This window comes from Lentzea sp. NPDC042327, from assembly GCF_040647275.1.
Taxonomy (GTDB): Bacteria; Actinomycetota; Actinomycetes; order Mycobacteriales; family Pseudonocardiaceae; genus Lentzea.
This window is the reverse complement of the sequence record NZ_JBEZBX010000003.1, coordinates 36987-53706: the sequence shown is the minus strand read 5'-3', so window position 1 is coordinate 53706 and position 16720 is coordinate 36987. Positions and strand designations below refer to the sequence as shown.

At 70.6% G+C, this 16720-nt stretch carries 13 protein-coding genes; 5 read left to right on the top strand and 8 right to left on the bottom strand.

The features are described from left to right. Nucleotides 1-11: 11 nt before the first annotated feature. The 4 genes from AB0A63_RS08005 to AB0A63_RS07990 form a co-directional block, all read right to left on the bottom strand. Nucleotides 12-3977: a DUF4082 domain-containing protein gene (locus tag AB0A63_RS08005; protein ID WP_360386824.1), complete on the bottom strand. Its 3966-nt coding sequence runs from the start codon at nt 3975-3977 to the stop codon at nt 12-14. 277 nt (nt 3978-4254) lie between these two features. Further along, nucleotides 4255-5112 (bottom strand): hypothetical protein, encoded by an 858-nt coding sequence (locus AB0A63_RS08000; RefSeq protein ID WP_360386821.1) that lies wholly within the window; start codon nt 5110-5112, stop codon nt 4255-4257. Between the two features lie 67 nt (nt 5113-5179). After that, nucleotides 5180-6682 (bottom strand): sugar transferase, encoded by a 1503-nt coding sequence (locus AB0A63_RS07995; RefSeq protein ID WP_360386819.1) that lies wholly within the window; start codon nt 6680-6682, stop codon nt 5180-5182. A gap of 376 nt (nt 6683-7058) precedes the next feature. After that, nucleotides 7059-7274 carry an RNA-binding S4 domain-containing protein gene (locus AB0A63_RS07990; RefSeq protein WP_360386817.1) on the bottom strand — a complete coding sequence of 72 codons (216 nt, stop codon included), beginning with the start codon at nt 7272-7274 and terminating at the stop codon, nt 7059-7061. A gap of 91 nt (nt 7275-7365) precedes the next feature. Here AB0A63_RS07990 and AB0A63_RS07985 point away from each other — a divergent pair, with 91 nt between their 5' ends. After that, nucleotides 7366-8049 carry a DUF2306 domain-containing protein gene (locus AB0A63_RS07985; RefSeq protein ID WP_360386815.1) on the top strand — a complete coding sequence of 228 codons (684 nt, stop codon included), beginning with the start codon at nt 7366-7368 and terminating at the stop codon, nt 8047-8049. A gap of 269 nt (nt 8050-8318) precedes the next feature. Here the strand turns inward: AB0A63_RS07985 and AB0A63_RS07980 are convergent, their stop codons facing one another. The 4 genes from AB0A63_RS07980 to AB0A63_RS07965 are packed head-to-tail and all read right to left on the bottom strand — an operon-like array spanning nt 8319 to nt 10816. Then, nucleotides 8319-8735: an SLATT domain-containing protein gene (locus tag AB0A63_RS07980; protein WP_360386813.1), complete on the bottom strand. Its 417-nt coding sequence runs from the start codon at nt 8733-8735 to the stop codon at nt 8319-8321. After that, nucleotides 8732-9934: a DUF4231 domain-containing protein gene (locus tag AB0A63_RS07975; protein ID WP_360386810.1), complete on the bottom strand. Its 1203-nt coding sequence runs from the start codon at nt 9932-9934 to the stop codon at nt 8732-8734. Before AB0A63_RS07975 ends, AB0A63_RS07980 begins: the two co-directional genes overlap by 4 nt. Before the next feature lie 43 nt (nt 9935-9977). After that, nucleotides 9978-10100 (bottom strand): hypothetical protein, encoded by a 123-nt coding sequence (locus AB0A63_RS07970; protein ID WP_360386808.1) that lies wholly within the window; start codon nt 10098-10100, stop codon nt 9978-9980. After that, nucleotides 10097-10816, bottom strand: coding sequence for a haloacid dehalogenase-like hydrolase (locus AB0A63_RS07965; RefSeq protein WP_360386805.1), 720 nt, complete (start codon nt 10814-10816; stop codon nt 10097-10099). The genes AB0A63_RS07970 and AB0A63_RS07965 overlap by 4 nt, the downstream gene beginning before the upstream one ends. Nucleotides 10817-10852: 36 nt before the next feature. Between AB0A63_RS07965 and AB0A63_RS07960 the strand changes: the two genes are divergently transcribed. The 4 genes from AB0A63_RS07960 to AB0A63_RS07945 all read left to right on the top strand — a co-directional run bounded on the left by AB0A63_RS07960 (nt 10853) and on the right by AB0A63_RS07945 (nt 16716). Next, nucleotides 10853-12238, top strand: coding sequence for an SDR family NAD(P)-dependent oxidoreductase (locus AB0A63_RS07960; RefSeq protein WP_360386802.1), 1386 nt, complete (start codon nt 10853-10855; stop codon nt 12236-12238). 94 nt (nt 12239-12332) lie between these two features. Next, nucleotides 12333-12995, top strand: a complete 663-nt coding sequence (locus AB0A63_RS07955) for a Ku protein (RefSeq protein ID WP_360386799.1) — start codon at nt 12333-12335, stop codon at nt 12993-12995. 108 nt (nt 12996-13103) lie between these two features. Further along, the gene (locus AB0A63_RS07950) at nt 13104-15974 is read left to right on the top strand and encodes an AAA domain-containing protein (RefSeq protein ID WP_360386797.1); all 2871 of its coding nucleotides are present in this window, start codon (nt 13104-13106) and stop codon (nt 15972-15974) included. Nucleotides 15975-16104: 130 nt separating this feature from the next. Continuing rightward, on the top strand, nt 16105-16716 hold the full coding sequence (locus tag AB0A63_RS07945; RefSeq protein ID WP_360386794.1) for an LPXTG cell wall anchor domain-containing protein: 612 nt from the start codon (nt 16105-16107) through the stop codon (nt 16714-16716). The last annotated feature ends 4 nt before the right edge of the window (nt 16717-16720 follow it).

Genomic DNA, 16720 nt, shown 5'->3' with positions numbered 1-16720 from the left:
CAACTCCTGTGTCAGCTTCCCGGGGTGAACACGACGTCCACCCAGTAGTTCGCACCGCCGAAGGTGTCACCGGGGAAGCCCGTGCCACCGCGGAACACACCGTTCGGAGATGCTGCCGCGGCCAGCGGCGGACTGCTGACCGCCGACCGGTTGAAGTACCCGGCGTCGGCCGAGTAGCGGCCGACGGTCGTCGTGTACGAGGCCACGTACGTCTGGCCGGCGGTGATCGGCACCGGGGTGTCGAACACGAGCGTCTGCCAGCCGGTCGCCGTCTCGTTCACGAACGTGCCCGTCGCGAGGCTGGTGCCGTTCGACGCCCACAGCGACCCGGTGTGCGTGCCGGTGTTGCCCGCGCCCTTGTAGAACTTGACGCCGGACACCTGGCCGTTGACCGCCGCGGTGAACCGCACGCCCAGCTCGTAGGCGTTGTTGTCGTTGGACGACGTCACCGCGGGCAGGGCGGCGGCGCTGAACAACGAGCACGGGCAGGTCGCGGCCGAGGTCGTCGTGAACGACCACGTGGCCGGGCTGGTCGTGGCGTTGCCGTTGACGTCCAGGATCCGCAGCTCGGCCGCGTACTGCGTACCCGGTGCGAGCGGGGCGTCCGGCGTCCAGGTCACCGTCTTGCCGTCACCGGAGACGGCGAACGCGCCGGAGGTGCCGGCCCCACCGGGGTCCTTGAGCGAGAGCTGCGCCGACGCCACGTCGACCGGCTCGTTGAAGGTGGCGGTGACGGTGGTGTTCAGCGCGACACCGGTGGCTCCCGGCGCGGGCGTCCTGGCGGTCAGGATCGGCGGCGTGCTGTCGCCGTTCGCGCCGTTGCGCCAGATCACGTCGACCCAGTAGTTCGTCGAGTTGTACGTGCCGGTGGGGAAACCACCGCCGGTGCCGTAGCGGTACACGCCGTTCGGGCCGTCCACACCGGACTTCAGCGCGTGCAGCGAGTAGTAGTCGTGGCTGGAGTTGAAGCTGCCGTTGGTGGCGGAGTAGCGGCCGTTCGGCGCGTAGTAGGACACCACGTAGGTGGTGTTCGCCTGCACGTCGACGGGCTGGTCGAACGTCAGCGTCTGCCAGCCGCTCGCCGTCTCGCCGTTGAACGTGCCGGTCGCGAGCCGCTGCCCGCTCGCCGACCACAGCGAACCGGTGTGCGTGCCGGAGTTGCCGAAGCCCTTGTAGAACCGGACGCCCAGCACCTGGCCGCGGCCGTCGAAGCGGATCTTGGTGCCCACCTCGACCGCGCCCGTGTCGCTCACCGCGTTGACGGCGGGCGCCGCGAAGTCGTCCCACACCGTGCACGGGCACGTGGCGCCGCGCGGGGTACCGGTGGTGAAGGACCACAGCGTCGGGCTCGGCGTGTTGCCGGACAGGTCGGTCGCCTTCCCGGACACGTCGTAGGTCGTGCCCGGCAACAGCGGGTTGTTCGGCGTGAAGGTGGCCTTCATGCTGTTGGCCGCCACCGAGATCGTGCCGGACACACCGCCGTTGGGGCCGTTGACGAGGATCTGCGCCGAGCTCGGCGTCACCGGCTCGTCGAAGGTGATGCTGACCGCCGGGGTCAGCGAGACGCTGCCCTGCTGGTTCAGCGGGTCCGTGGACAGCGTGCCGGGGGCGCGGGTGTCCGGACCGGGGTCGAGCGCGAAGATCGGGTCGACCCAGTAGTTGGCGTTGCGGTAGCTGTCGGTCGGGAAGCCGGACGACCCGCCGCGGAACACGCCGTTCGGGTTGCCGGAGACGCCCTTGGCCGCCGACAGCGGTTCCAGGCCCACCGCCGCGCTCGTGAAGTAGTCGGCGTCACCGGCGTAGCGGCCGTTGGGCGCGAAGTACGACGCGACGTAGGTGGTGTTCGCCGAGACCTGCACGGCGGTCGGGAACGTCAGCGTCTGCCAGCCGGTCGCCGTCTCCGCGCCGAACGTGCCGGTGGCCAGCCGCTCACCGCCGGCCGACCACAGCGAGCCGGTGTGCACGCCGGTGTTGCCGGTGCCCTTGTAGAACCGGACACCGCGGACGTACCCGTTCACGCTGGACTGGAACTTCACGCCGAGCTCGATCGCGCCGCCGTCGTTGGTCGACGGCACCGCCGGGGTGGCGTTCTCCGTCCAGATGGTGCACGGGCAGTCGCGGGCGAGCACGGTGACGTCGCGGCTCACCGCGGCCGAGAGGTTCGCGGAGTCGTCGACCGCGCGGACCTTCAGCGTCTTGGGACCGGCGGCCGAGAAGGTGTGCGTGTAGTTCCACGACGCCGTGCCCGCGGTCCAGTTGGCCGGGTGCCAGGTGGCGCCGTTGTCGACCGAGACCTCGACGCCGGCGACGCGGCCCGACGAGTCGATCACCGTGCCGTTGAACGTGTAGCCGGTGCCGACGGTCGGCGAGTTCGTGGTGCCGAACGCGACCGACGGCGGTGCGGTGTCGGTGCTCGCGGTCGTGGCGAAGAGGTTCGGCTCCAGCGTGGTGGGCTGGACGCCCATGTCCGCCAACAGGTTCACCGTCGCCTGCTTGATCCGGACGTCCGAGGTCGGCTCGTCGGTGCGGAACGCGTGCTCGTCCTCCAGGCCCCACGCCCACTGCACGGTGCCCGCGCCGAAGACCAGCGCGCCGGAGGAGTGCCTGTACAGCGTCAACGCGTGCGTCTTCGTGCCGCTCCTGTAGAGGTCACCGTGGTTCTGCAGGACGTACTGGCCGTCCATCGTCACCGTCGTGCGCGACAGCTGCGCCACGCCCGGCGGCTGGAAGCCGTTGTCCTCGACGGAGTCCCACTCGTAGCCCAGGGTGCCCGGCTTGAAGGAGTAGGCGCCGGTCGTCATGGACGCGAGCGGGGTGTTGCGCCACAGCCGCATCTTGCCGTAGGCGGCGGGGACGACCAGGGAGTCGTCGCGGCGGCCGTTGACCGTGAAGATCTGGCCCAGCAGGGCGTTCTCCGGGTTCGCGCCGTTGGGCGAGGTGGTGAACCGCGGGTCGCGCCAGGTGCCGGTCCACTCAGGGCTCGGGTCGATCTTGGCGCTGGCCTTGGTCTCCTTGTAGGTCACCACGGTCCGCCAGTCCGTCGGCGAGGAGCCGAGGCTGGGGGCCCAGCGGTGCTTCCAGAAGACCTCGTTGCCGGTCATGAACGCGAGGTGCACGCCGGCGGCCCGTGCGTTCTCCACGGCGGTGCGCTGTTCCCTCGACCAGTACTCGTCGTGGCCGACGGCCATGAACACCTTGTGGTTGAGGATCAGGTTGCCGCGGCGGGCGGTGTCGGCGTTCGTGGTGTAGCTGACGTCGTAGCCGTTCTTCTCCAGCCAGGTCAGCATCGGCACCTCGGCGTTGAAGATGAAGTTCTCGTCACCGGTGTTCGCGATCGGGCGGTTGTAGCTCACCGCGTAGGCCGAGCCGCCGTCACCGGGACCGGAGCCGTAGTAGAGGCTGTTGCCGCCGTAGCGGTTGTAGGCGTGCCAGGTGGCGTCGGAGGTCTGGAAGAAGATCTTCGACCGGCTGGAGTCGTCGCGGATGACGAACGCGATCTCGTTCTCACCGCCGGTGTCGTTGCGGTGCAGCACGGCGTAGTAGAGGCCGGACACGGTGTCGGAGGGCACGTCCCAGGTGAGGGAGACGGCCCAGTTGCCGCAGTCGACCAGCGCGACGGCCGAGTCGGGCAGGCAGTCGACCGGCTGGCTCTGCGGGGTGGTGCGGTCGAGCTGCTTGACCAGGCGGGCGCCGGCACCGCCGTAGTAGCCGAGGCGGAAGATGTCGATCCGGTAGGACAACGCGTCCGTCTTGACCTTGAACTTGACCTGTCCGCCAGGAGTCGAGCTGATGTCGGTCGTGTAGCCGACGATCGAGTCGTCGAGCGAGTTGAGCGACCAGTTCGCGTCACCGGTCCTGGTGTTCTCGCACGCGACCTTGTTCACCACCGGTGCGTCGCACGGCGCTGCCTGCGCGGCCGGGGCGAGCACCACGGCCGGCACGACCACAGCGGTGGCCAGCACCGCTGCGGCTGTCACTTTCGCACCCATTGATCTCAGGCGACTCCTGGGATCGGACAAGGACATGGGCGTCTACCTCTTCTTCCTGCTTGCTGCCCCAGACGATGGTTGCCACGAGCACACCGCCGCCGCACCTCCAACCGGCTCTCCCACCAGCCCAGGGCGACTCTCCACAGTGAACTTCGGGACGATACCTGCGTTCGTTACAAGGAATTCCGCTGAGCGGCCCAACGGTCGTGATTAGTCCGATCAGCGGAATCACTTGTGTCACAACGCATTGACGGGGAGCGATCAACTACCGGCAGCTGACCAGGACCAGGCTGACGACTGTGCACTGTGTACTCGCGGCGTCATTGCCCGTGTTCGGGTCGATCGGGTCCGAACCAGTGCGGGCCGCGCGGAACTCGTAGTCCAGCCCGATGTTCAGCAGCCGCACCGGGACCGAGAACGCGAGCTTCGTGCTCGCACCGGGTTCGAGGCGCGGCACCGGGCAGGCCACCGTGTTGCCACTGGCGGTGCACGTGCCGTTCACCCCGGTGATGCCCGGCGGCAACGTCGTGGTCACCACGCCGCTGAGCAACGCGTTCGGGCCGTGGTTGGTCACGTCGACGGTGAAGTCGATGCGCGGCACCAGGATTCCGAGCCGGGGCGTACCGGTGACCTTGGCCACCTGCAGGTCCGCTTCCGTGTGGACGGTCAACTGTGGACCGTCCACGGGGAACGTCGCGTAGTTGCTGCCGGACAGCTGCGCCTGGAGCGTGCCGGTACCGCCGACCGCGTCCTGCTTCACCGCGAGGGTGAACGTGACGGTCGCGGACTGGTAGCCGCCGAGCGCCTCGGCCAGTGCCGCGCGGTAGCCCGTCGGGCCACTGGGTCCGGTCAGCGTCGTGCAGCTGGCCGCACCGGTGCAGCCCACCAGGGTCGTGTACTCCGCGATGGCCCGCGGGGCGCCGAACAACCTGGCAGAGGGCTGCAGGACCGTGAAACCGTTGATGTTGGTGAGCTTCACCGTCACCGTGAACTGCTCGCCCGGTCGCACCACGGCCGCGCTCGAGGTCAGTTCCACCTCGGGCGGGGCCGCCGTGGCCGGCACCGCCGCAGCGGCGCCGAGCAGTCCGGCGATCGTCGTGATCGCCAGCGTTCGCCGAAACATCGTTCTCCTCCGGCTCGTCGTTGTTCCAGACCGATCCACTCCCCTCCCCCTGGAGGCCTTGGGCACCTCAGTACGCGCCGTGGCCGCCGAAGACGGCCCGGAACGTCTTCCACAGGATCACCGCGTCCAGGGCGAGGGACCAGTCCTCGACGTAGCGCAGGTCCAACCGCACCGACTCCTCCCAGGAGAGGTCGCTGCGCCCGCTCACCTGCCACAGCCCGGTCAGCCCCGGCTTGACGAGCAGCCGGCGCCGCACGTCGGAGGAGTACCTCGCGCTCTCCTCCGGCAACGGCGGGCGGGGGCCGACCAGCGACATGGCGCCGGTGAGCACGTTGAGCAGCTGCGGCAGCTCGTCGATCGAGTAGCGCCGCAGGAACGAGCCCACCTTGGTGATGCGCGGGTCCTTCTTCATCTTGAACAGCAGTCCGTGGCCCTCGTTGGCCGCGGCGAGCCTGGTGCGCAACGCGTCGGCGTCGGTGACCATCGTGCGGAACTTGATGATCGTGAACGGGACGCCGTCCTTGCCGACGCGCTTCTGGCGGTAGAACACCGGACCGCGGCTGTCGATCATCACGAACGCCGCGACCGCGAACATCAGCGGTGCGAGCAGGAGCAGCAGGAGGAACGCGCCGACCTTGTCGACGACGCCCTTGACGAGGCGGCGGAACCCGGTCAGCGCCGGTTCGCTCACCCGGAGCAGCGGCATGCCGAGCACGGCGCTCATGTGCAGGCGAGGACCGGCGACCTCCATCAGGCCCGGCGAGACGACCATCTCGGTGCCGGAACCCTCCAGCGCCCAGGCGAGCTGCTGCAGCCTGCGCGGAGTCCAGTAGGCGTCGGGGGTGACGGCGACGATGCGGTAGCCGCCGCGGCGGACCTGGTCGGCGAGCTCGCGCAGCTGGCCCACGACGGGCACGCCGTCGACGTCGGGACCGACGCGGCCGCGGCCGTCGAGCGTGCAGACCGCGTCCACGCGCCAGCCCAGGTGGGCCATGCGGCGGGTGCGGTGGATGAGGTCCTCGACCGTTTCCAGGTTGCCCGCGGCCAGGACGGAGAGCATGAACCTGCCTTCACCGCGACCGCTGTGCAGCGGCCGGCGCAGGAGGTAGCGCAGGGGGAAGGCCACCAGGGCGATGGCGGGCACCACGACGAACACCCACAGGCGGGCGCCGGGGATGTCGACGGCGAGCGCACCCAGACCGAGTGCGACCACCGCCCCGAACAAGCCCCGGCCGAGTCGCCGGAACTCCTCGGCCCCCTGACCGAGCACGGCCGGCGTCCAGACCCGGTTGAGGGTGAGCGAGCCGACCACGACGACTACTGTGAGTATGTCCAGCAGGGCAAGGGAAAGCGGGCCGAAGGCGGCGTGCCGCGAGTGCATGACGGCGCCCACCGCCACGACGACCAGCACCGTCGTCAGCACGTCGGCCGTGATGACGGCGTAGCGGTAGCGCGTCTCCCACCGTGCGATCGGCGGGTGCGTCTGTCTGTGTTCGTGGCTGCGTTCAGGACTGAGCGTCGAGCCCCGCCCGTGCACAGCGTCACGGGCAGAGCGGACCTGCTCACTCATCGTTGTGATCTCCCCGGCTCAGCGGTGATTCCGGACGTGCAGGTGCGCAGGTCACCCCGAGGACCTTTGGTGCTCCGCGCAGACCGCACAGCCCCTCCCACAGGGCGGTGCCGGAAATCCCGGAGCTTGCAAACCGTGATTCGCCCGCTCCGGCGTCCGCGTTACAGGCTGTGGAAAAAAGTTTCCTCCACGCCCGAATGGCGGACGTGACGTGCGTCTCACCATCTGGAAACCGAGCAGCCACAAGACGATTGGCCAAGTCCACAACGGACACAAATGTCACGCGCGGTATGAGCCGATGGTCGGAAAAAGGTCTTCAGACTCTGGTGCTTCGACCTGTTTTGAGCGTTGTATTACCGCCGAACGGAGCAATCACCTACGGCCGAACGGAAATGCGCACCTCTTCCCGGCCGACCACCACCACGTCACCCGCGCGCAGCTGCGCACCCCTGCGCAGCTCCACGGCACCGTTGACGTGGACCTCTCCGTCCTCGATGAGCTCCTTCGCGTGCGCGCCGTCGTCCGCGAGCTGGGCCAGCTTGAGGAACTGCCCTAGCCTGATCGGCTCTTCCGAGATCTCCACCGTCCGCATGAGCCGCATCATCCCAGTAGGGCCGTCCCCACTGCTCGCTCGGGGGCGCGCACCAGGGCGAACGGGTGACGTCGTTGACAGGCTCACGGTCATGAAAACTTCGCGGGGGTACACCGCCTGGTTGGCGGTGTCGGGACTGGTCGCGGTGGGCATCACGGCGTTCGCCGCGAGCGCCTACGTCACCCTGGACGTGGCGCAGGCGCGGCCGGAACTGCACGGGCCGGTGCATTACGGCCTGCTTGTCGCGCACATCTTCACCGGAACGGTCGCGGTCCTCGCGGGCGTCTCGCAGTTCTGGCCGCGGCTGCGGGCCAGGCACCCGCGGGTGCACCAGGTGCTGGGCCGCGTGTACTTCGGCGCGGTCCTGCCGTCGTCGTTGCTGGGCGTCGTGTGCGCGCAGCTGTCGTTCTACGGGCTGGCGTCGTCGGGACCGCTGGCGCTGCTGTCCGTCCTGTGGTTCGCGAGCGCCGTCCTGGGCCTGCGGACGGCACGGCGGCGCCAGTTCGGCGCTCACCGCATCTGGATGATCCGCGGGTTCGCGCTGACGGGCGCCGCCGTGACCGGCAGGCTGTGGGGACTGCTGCTCGGCGGCCTGCTGCCCGAGGCGGACGGGCTGCTGGTCTTCGCCACCGCGAACTGGCTGTCGTTCGTGGTGAACCTGCTGGTCGCCGAGTGGTGGATCCAGTCGCGGGGCTACACCCGCGCCTTGCCCTCCACGGCCGACAGGCCGAGCATCTCGAGCAGGTCGGCGCAGTCCAGGGCGTCGGTCGCGTGACACGCCACGGTGCGCGCAGCCTTGCTGTTCTGGATCGTGCTGTGCTCCTTCTCCGCAGCCTTGGCCTCGGCGAAGGTGCCGGTGTCAGGCTCAGCCAAAGGGGTACGCGCCCAAGTCATGTCGTGCCTGCTTCCGCATCGGGGGATGTGGTCATCATGACAACGGGATCACCGAAACACCAGAACTAGTGCTTTCCGTAATCGATCGTCCACGGAGCGTGCAAAACGCGAAAACGCTTTCCGCGGCTGTTTTTGATCAATTACCGGGAATCAGCGCCCGTACCTGAGCACGGACTCCACTTCGGTCACGAATGCGACGAGGCGCTCGTCGTCCACGTCGTCGGGCGTGGGACCGTCCACGGCGAGCCGTTGCAGCGCAACGGATGCCGCGGCGTTCTCCCGCGCCAGCCGGCGGAAGCCGAACGTCGCCTCGTACGCGGTGACCGCGGTGGCAAGTGCCGCAAGGGTTGTGGCCGCGAAGCCCCACACCGCGCGGCGCGGTCCGTCCGCCATCCCGGCCGCGGCCGCTGCGGCGGCCGCGATGAACAGCGCGGCGGCGATCGCCACCGTCCACGTGCGAGCGCTGGAGTACCGCCTGCGGCCGCGTTCGAAGTGGTCGAGGCGGTCGGAGAACCGGTGCCGCAGGTACGCCTCGACGAACTGGGCCTGGCGCTGCTCGTCGCTCATGTCCGCACCACCTCGTGCTTGCGGTCGCTGACCGCGGCCTCCAGGTCCGCCACCCGGTCCTGCCGCTCCTCCTGCGTGCCGGGGGCGGGAGCGGCGAGGTGGGCGAAGTACAGCGCCCGCAACCGTTCCGCGCGGGCACGGGCGGTCAGGTACCTGTCGAGCGACTCCCGCTTGCGCGCCACGATCGTGATCGCCGCGGCGAACGCGCCACCGGCGACCACGAGCACACCGGGCCACGGCGTCTCGTTCAGCCACGTCTGCAGCGCGCCGAACACCGTGGTCGTGAGCCCGCCGGCGATCGCGAGGACCGCGAGCAGCCGGTACCGGTTCTGCTCGGACTCCGCCTCCGCGTCGAGCTCGTGGAACACCGGCGCCACGACCTGGTTCGCGTCGTGGATGGCGTCGGCGAGCAGCGGGTAGGCGACCACGAAACCGGGGTCGACGAGCGGGCGCGGTTCCGGTGCCCGGTAGCGGACCCGCGGCCAGATCCGCGGCGGCATGACGGGCTTCTCCTCGCCCAGCAACCGTTCCAGTGCGGTGACGACCTTGCCGGGTCCCTCGTCGGCGTGGACGACGGAGACCTTGCCGCTGCGCACCAGCACGGCGAGGTCGCCGGTCAGGTCACCGGTCGCGATCCGGTCGGCCAGCCCGCCGGTGCCCGCGACGACGAGCAGCGGGTGGTCGCCGCTGAGGTGCTCGACGACCTCCTGCTCGCTCTCGCCGCCGACGACGAGCGCGACGGTGGCCTTCTTGCCGCGGATCGCGTCCACCACGCGGAACAGCACCGGTGTGGCGTCCGTCCACTCCGAACCGGGGACGACGACGGCGACGCCGTGGTTGGGTTCCAGCGCGACCTGGTCACCGGTGGGGGTCTCGGTGCGGTCGTGCACCTTGCTGGAGGGTGCGACGCCGACCACGACGGGCCAGCGCCCCTCACAGGCCTGCAGGGCCAGGCCCAGCAGGTGGACCACACCCCTGTCGGTGCCTTCGGTGACGAACACGGCGCCGTTGCGCGCCGCGATCACCACCACGGATCTGAGCACCGGCAACAGCTTCGCGGCGAGATCCGTCTCGATGTCCGCTGTGGAGCCGAACACGGGGATCACCGCGCGGCCTCGGGGCAGACCGAGGGAACGGGGCCTTATGTCGGCGTCCGGCTGGGACAGCCGGGTGACCGTCGGGCCGCCTGCATTGGGCATGCCGCGCACCATAACGTCGTGATCGACCGCGGACCAGGGCCGTTCAGACGTCCTCGTCGAGCGGGACCTCGCGCTCGGCGTCGAGCGGCGCCGGCTCGACCGGCTCCTGGGGCACCACGTCCTGCTGCTGTTCGGCGCTGTCGGCTTCAGGCACTTCGGGGTTCATGCGGTGCGGGTTCCCCCGTCCAGGCCGGACCACACGTGCCGGCGCACCCGGTCGAGGTCGCTCAGGTCGTCGAGCACGGTCGTGGCACCGGCCGCGGCGAGCTGCGCGGCGGTGCTGCGCCCGGTGGCGACCGCGACGAGCCGCACCCCCGAGTCCAGCGCGGCGCGCACGTCGTGCGGCGTGTCGCCGATCAGCACGACCTCGTCGTCGGCGAACCGGCGGACGTGCCGGGCCCGGTCGCGGGCGAACGCCACCAGCTCGGCCCGGTCGGCGTGATCGTCGCCATAGGCGCTGACGTCCCAGTCGACCAGGTGCGCGAGCCCGAACTCCTCCAGCTTCACCCGCGCCACGCTGCCCAGGTTGGCCGTCAGCACGCCCTGGTGCACCCGCGGGTCGGCGGCGAACGCCTCCAGCGCCTCCCGCGCGCCCGGCAGCACCTCGCCGTGCCCGGTCAGCTCGCCGCGACGGGCCTCGAAGCAGCCGGCCAGCGCCGCCGCGAGCCGCGCGGAGGACTCCGGCGTGTGCTCGATGCCGTGCTGCCGCAGGCACTCGGCGATGATGTCCAGCTCGGTGCGTCCGCCCAGGTCGACGGGGCCGGCGAGGTCCCGCCCGAACGCGGTGCGGAACGCCTCCCGGTACATCAGCCCGCCGAAGCCCCTGGCCGAGATCAGCGTGTTGTCGATGTCCCACAGGACCAGCACGTCGGGACCCGTCACCGGACCGCCACCTCTCCACCCGTAAAATGCCTGCTCATGACCTCGATCGACCCCGCAGAGCTGGAAGTCTGCCTGCGCGTGCTGGCACAGGTCGAGGACCTGCCCGCGGAACACGACGACGCGGTGCGCGTCCGCCTGGCCACCGCCAAGATCTTCAAGGCCGCGAAGAAGCACCGGAAGTCCGAGCGCAGGGCCGCCATCACCGCGAACGACCGCGCGGTGACCTCGCTCACCGCGACCGGCTCACCGGACCGCATCGACGACGAGACCCAGGGCCTGCCGCTGGTCTCGACCGCCGCCGGTGCCACCGCGGGCACCCTGCTGCGCGCCCGGTCCTGCTACACCTGCCGCAAGCGGTTCGTCGAGGTCGACGCCTTCTACCACCAGCTCTGCCCCGACTGCGCCCGGTTCAACCACGGCAAGCGCGACGCGCGGACGGACCTCACCGGCCGCCGCGCGCTGCTCACCGGCGGCCGCGCGAAGATCGGCATGTACATCGCGCTGCGGCTGCTGCGTGACGGTGCCCACACCACGATCACGACCCGGTTCCCCAAGGACGCCGCGCGCCGGTTCGCGCAGATGCCCGATGCCGGCGAGTGGATCGACCGGCTGCGCATCGTCGGCATCGACCTGCGCGACCCCGCCCAGGTGCTCGGGCTCGCCGACTCGGTGGCCGACCAGGGGCCGCTCGACATCCTGATCAACAACGCGGCGCAGACCGTGCGCCGCTCCCCCGGTGCCTACGCGCCGCTGGCCGCCGCCGAGCACGAGGCGCTGACCGGCGACGCCCGCCGCCCCGAGCTGATCACGTTCGGCGGTCACGGCCAGCTGGCCCTGCCCGGCACTGCAGTCCCCGAGGCGCACTCGGTCACGACGCTCGCGTTGATGGCGGGCGGCAAGGAGATCGACGCGGGCGGTCTCGTGCCGGACACGGCGGCGACGAACTCGTGGATCCAGAACGTCGACGAGGTCGACCCGGTGGAGCTGCTGGAGGTGCAGCTGTGCAACTCCACGGCGCCGTTCCTGCTGATCTCCCGGCTGCGCGCGTCGATGGCGAAGTCGTCGTACCGGCGCAAGTACGTGGTGAACGTGTCGGCCATGGAGGGCCAGTTCTCCCGCGTGTACAAGGGTTCCGGCCACCCGCACACGAACATGGCCAAGGCAGCGCTGAACATGTTGACGCGCACCAGCGCCGAGGAGATGCTGCAGGCCGACGGCATCCTGATGACCGCCGTCGACACCGGGTGGATCACCGACGAGCGCCCGCACCCGATGAAGATGCGCCTGGCCGACGAGGGCTTCCACGCCCCGCTGGACCTGGTCGACGGCGCGGCCAGGGTGTACGACCCGATCGTGCGCGGCGAGGCCGGTGAGGACCTGTACGGGTGCTTCCTGAAGGACTACGCGCCCTCGGCGTGGTGACGCACGTGTCCGAGGTACCCGTCGGACGCACCCGAACGAGCTGTTTCGTCAGGTCATAGCGGTATTTGAACACCTGTTCGAGTACTCATTTGTCATGAGGACTGTGTGGCGGGGAGCACTTCGGTTCGGCATGACGACGATGGCGGTGCGGCTGGTGTCCGCGGCGTCCGAGCACCGCGGCAGGGTGCACCTCGTGCACCGCGAGGACAGCGGCCGGGTGCGGCACCAGCAGGTGTGCGGCGAGTGCTCGCTGCACCTGACACCCGACGACATCGGCCGCGGCTACGAGCTCGACGACGGCCGCATCGTGCAGGTGGACCCGCGGGAGCTGCCGGCGCCCGAGGAGGGGGTCATCGACGTCCAGCAGTTCGCGCCGGTCGCGGACGTCGACCCGATCTCGTTGCACCGCAGCTACTACGTCGAGCCCGACGACCTGTCGGTGCGCTCGTACGTGCTGCTGCGCGAGACGCTGGAACGCACGAAGACCGCCGCGATCGTGAAGTTCGGGCTGCGCGGCAAGGACACGCTGGCGGCGATCCGGCAGCAGGCGGGCGTGCTCGTGCTGCACACGCTGCTGTGGCCGGACGAGGTGCGCGAGCCGCACTTCGCGTTCCTGCACCGCGACACCGAGGTGCGCACCGGTGAGCTGGCCGCGGCGGCCGCTCTGGTGCGGGCGCAGACCCGGCCGTTCCGGCCGCACGACTACCCGAACTCCCACCACGTGGCGCTGCTCAGGCTGGTCGAGGCAGCCGTCTAGTCAGCGGGCGGACGGGCCGCGTACCGGGGATGGACGCGGGCCGTCCGCCCGTGTCCGCCGGGTGGCGTTGCCGGGGTCCGCCGGTGCCGGCGGCTAGCATCGGCGGTCATGCTCGCCAGTCCGTCGGACCTCGTCGACCTGCTCGAGTGCGAGCACCGCAGCTTCCTGGGGCGTTCGGAGCGGCGGGGTGACCCGGAGGAGCTGCACCGCGCGGCCTCCCGCACGGCCGCCGACGTGCGCGCGGGTGCGGAGATCGTCGAGAACGCCGTCTTCTTCGACGGCGCCTTCCACTGCGCGGTGCCGAGCCTGGTGCGGGTCGGCACCGGCTACGAGCCGTGCTTCGACGGCTCTGAGGCAACTCCCCTGGCCGTGCTGAACCTGACGGCGGCCGCTCTGGCGTTGGGTGCCGAACGCGCGCACCTGCTGGTCAACGGCCGGCGGACGACGTTCCGGGTGGCCGACTTCGCACCGTTGCTGGGCCGTCTGCGGACCAGGCTGGCGAAGCCGGGACCGGCGCCGGCGCGCTCGTGGGGTGACGTGCGGGCGGCCTGCACCGGGTGCCGGTTCGCCCGTCATTGCGCCTCCGGGCGGGAGGAGGCCCGCGACCTGTCGCTCGTGGCCGGACTGCGCGCCGACCAACGGCGGAAGCTGGTTTCGGTTGGCATTGAAACAATCGATGCGCTAGCGGCAACTGAGGAGCGACCACCCGCCCTGTCCCCCGCGAGCTTCGCCGCGCTGGCCGCGCAGGCCCGGTTGCAGGTGCGGCAGGAGCGCACCGGCGTGACCACCTACGAGGTCGTGGCCCCCGAGGCGTTGCAGACCCTGCCGGAACCGGCGGAGGACGACGTGTTCCTGGAGGTCGAGGGCGACACGTTCCGCACGCCGGGCTGGGAGGGCACGTTCGCGGAGTTCGTCGACCGCACGCCGACCGGCCGGGTCTACCACTTCACGCCGCACGACCTCGCCGGGCGTGCGGCGCGCACCGCGACCAGGGAGTCCGAGGTGGACGAGCTGGTGCGGCGCTGCGTCGACCTGGGTGCGTTGACCCGCCGGGTGCTGCGGGTGTCCACAAGGGAGTACACGCTGCCCGCGCTGCGCCCGTTGCTCGCGGACGACAACCCGACGCGCGGGGTGCGGGACCTGCTGGAGAAGGTGAAGCGGGAGCACGGCGTGCAGACCGCCGTGCGCGACGAGGAGCTGGACGAGGCGGCACGGGAGAAGGCCGCCGAGCGGGCCCGCAGGATGGCGGCGCTGACCGAGCCGCTGCTCGCGGAGGGCCACGCGCTGTTCGCGGCGACCGTCGGCTACCACCGGCGGGAGGCGAGCCCGGCGTGGGGCGACTTCTTCCGGCAGGCCGCGGCGCCGATCTCGGACCTGGAGACGGACTCGAACTGCGCGGTGCCGATCACGCTGCGGGCCGAGGACTGGGTGCCGCCGAGCGGGCGGGTGCGGACGTCGAAGCGGCAGGTGCGCGCGCGGATCGACCCGGAGCGGCCGCACCCGTTCGGCGCGGGCGAGCAGGTCAGGCTGCTCTACCCCGGCAACGTCACGCGCCCGGCCGTGGTGTCCGACGACAACCCGCACGAGCTGGTGCTGATCGAGAGCGCGGCGGCCGAGCACACCGAGCTGCCGCTGGCGGTGCTGCCCGGCAGCCCGGTGCCGGCGAAGCCGAAGGACGAGGCGGTCGCCGAGCTCGCGCAGCAGACCGTGGAGCTGTTGCCGTTGCTGCCGCGCAGCCCCGGCATCGACCTGATGCTGCGCACGCCGCCCGCGCAGCCGCTGCCGCGCGACGAGGACACGGTGCGGGCGGTGATCAGGGCGGTCGACCAGCTCGACGGCGGCACGCTCGCGGTGCAGGGCCCGCCCGGCGCGGGCAAGACGTACCTCGCGACGAAGCTCGTGGCGCACCTGGTCGACCAGGGCAAGACGGTCGCGGTGACCTCGACGTCGCACAAGGCCGTGGAGAACGTGCTGCGGTCGTGTTCCGGTGACGTGCCGATGGCCAAGCGGCCCAAGGGGAAGCCAGAGGAGGACGTGCCGTGGGACCAGCCGAAGGACAACGGTGCGCTGGCCCGCTGGCGCGAGGAGCACCCGGCCGGACACCTGGTCGGCGGCACGGCGTGGACGTTCTCCAACGCGGTGATCAAGGCGCAGCCGTTCGACGTGATGATCATCGACGAGGCCGGCCAGTTCGCGCTGGCGGACGCGGTGGCGGTGGGGACGGCGGCCCGCAACCTCGTGCTGCTCGGTGACCCGCAGCAGCTGCCGCAGGTCGTCCAGGGAGTGCACCCACCGGGGTCGGACGCGTCCGCGCTGGGCCACTTGCTCGGCTCGGCGGACGTCATCCCCGGCCACCTCGGGTACTTCCTCGCGGAGACCAGGAGGATGCACCCCGCGGTGTGCCGCCCGGTGTCCGAGCTGTCGTACTCCGGGCTGCTCCACTCGCACCCGGTGGCGGCGCAGCGGTGGATCGAGGGCGTCGAACCCGGCATCTACCTGCGCGAGGTCGACCACCGGCACAACATCACGTCCTCGGCGGAGGAGGCCGACGCCGTGGTGGACACCGTGCGGTCGCTCGTCGGTCGCACGTGGACGGACAACGGCGAGACGCGCGAACTGACCGACGCGGACGTCCTCGTCGTGGCGCCGTACAACCTCCAGGTGCGGGTGATCCGCCGGCGGCTGGCCGACGCGGGGTTCGACGGGACGCGGGTCGGCACCGTCGACCGGTTCCAGGGCCAGGAGGCACCGGCCGTGGTGATGTCGATGACGTCGTCGTCCACCGTGGACCTGCCGCGCGGCCTGGACTTCCTGCTGTCGCGCAACCGGTTGAACGTGGCGCTGTCCCGCGCGCAGGCGGTGGCCGTGGTGGTCTGCTCACCGCGCCTGCTGGACGCCGACGTGCGCGGGGTGGAGCAGATGCGGCTGGTGGCGGGGTTCATCGCCCTAGCGGAAAACATGAAGGTTTGTTCGTGGTGACACCTCACCGTTGTCAGACGGTGACCTTTCGACTGCCGTCGGTTGCTAGCGTGGCGCGGTTCACCCGGTCGGGTGATTTGTGTTTTGAATGGTTTTCCCGCCACGCATCAACCCTGAGCAGGAGTTTCCGTTGGCAAGACGAGTTCTCGGCGCGTTCGCGGTGACCGCCACCGCGGCTCTGGCGTCAGTGGCGCTGGCCACGCCTGCCTCCGCACACACCGACGTCGTGGACGCCGGGTGCAACGAGAAGGCCGGCAAGTCCTTCCTGAGCGTCGAGCTCACGAAGTACAACGGCCAGGCCGACAACTTCTTGACGATCACCGTCGACGGCAAGGAGCAGCCCGCTCAGCCGTTCCGCGAGTCGTTCAAGCAGACCTGGACGTTCCCCGCCGACGTCAAGCACGACTTCAAGATCAAGGTCGCCGCGCACGACGATCCCAACAACAAGCACGGCTACTCGAAGACCTACGACCGGTCAAGCACGGCGTGCGTCAAGTACGTCCCGCCGACGACCACCACGACCACGACGCCGCCGGTGACGACCACCACCACGGAGGCGCCCTCGTCCTCCGCCGAGGTGCCGCCGTCGACGACCTCCGCCGCCCCGGCCCCCGGTGGCAGCACCCCCGAGCCGCCGCTCGCCGCGACCGGCGCGTCCCCGACCTGGCTGCTGCTGTCCGGCCTGGGCCTCGTGGGCGCCGGTGCCGCCGCACTCCTGGTCGTCCGCCGCCGCCGCGCATGACCCG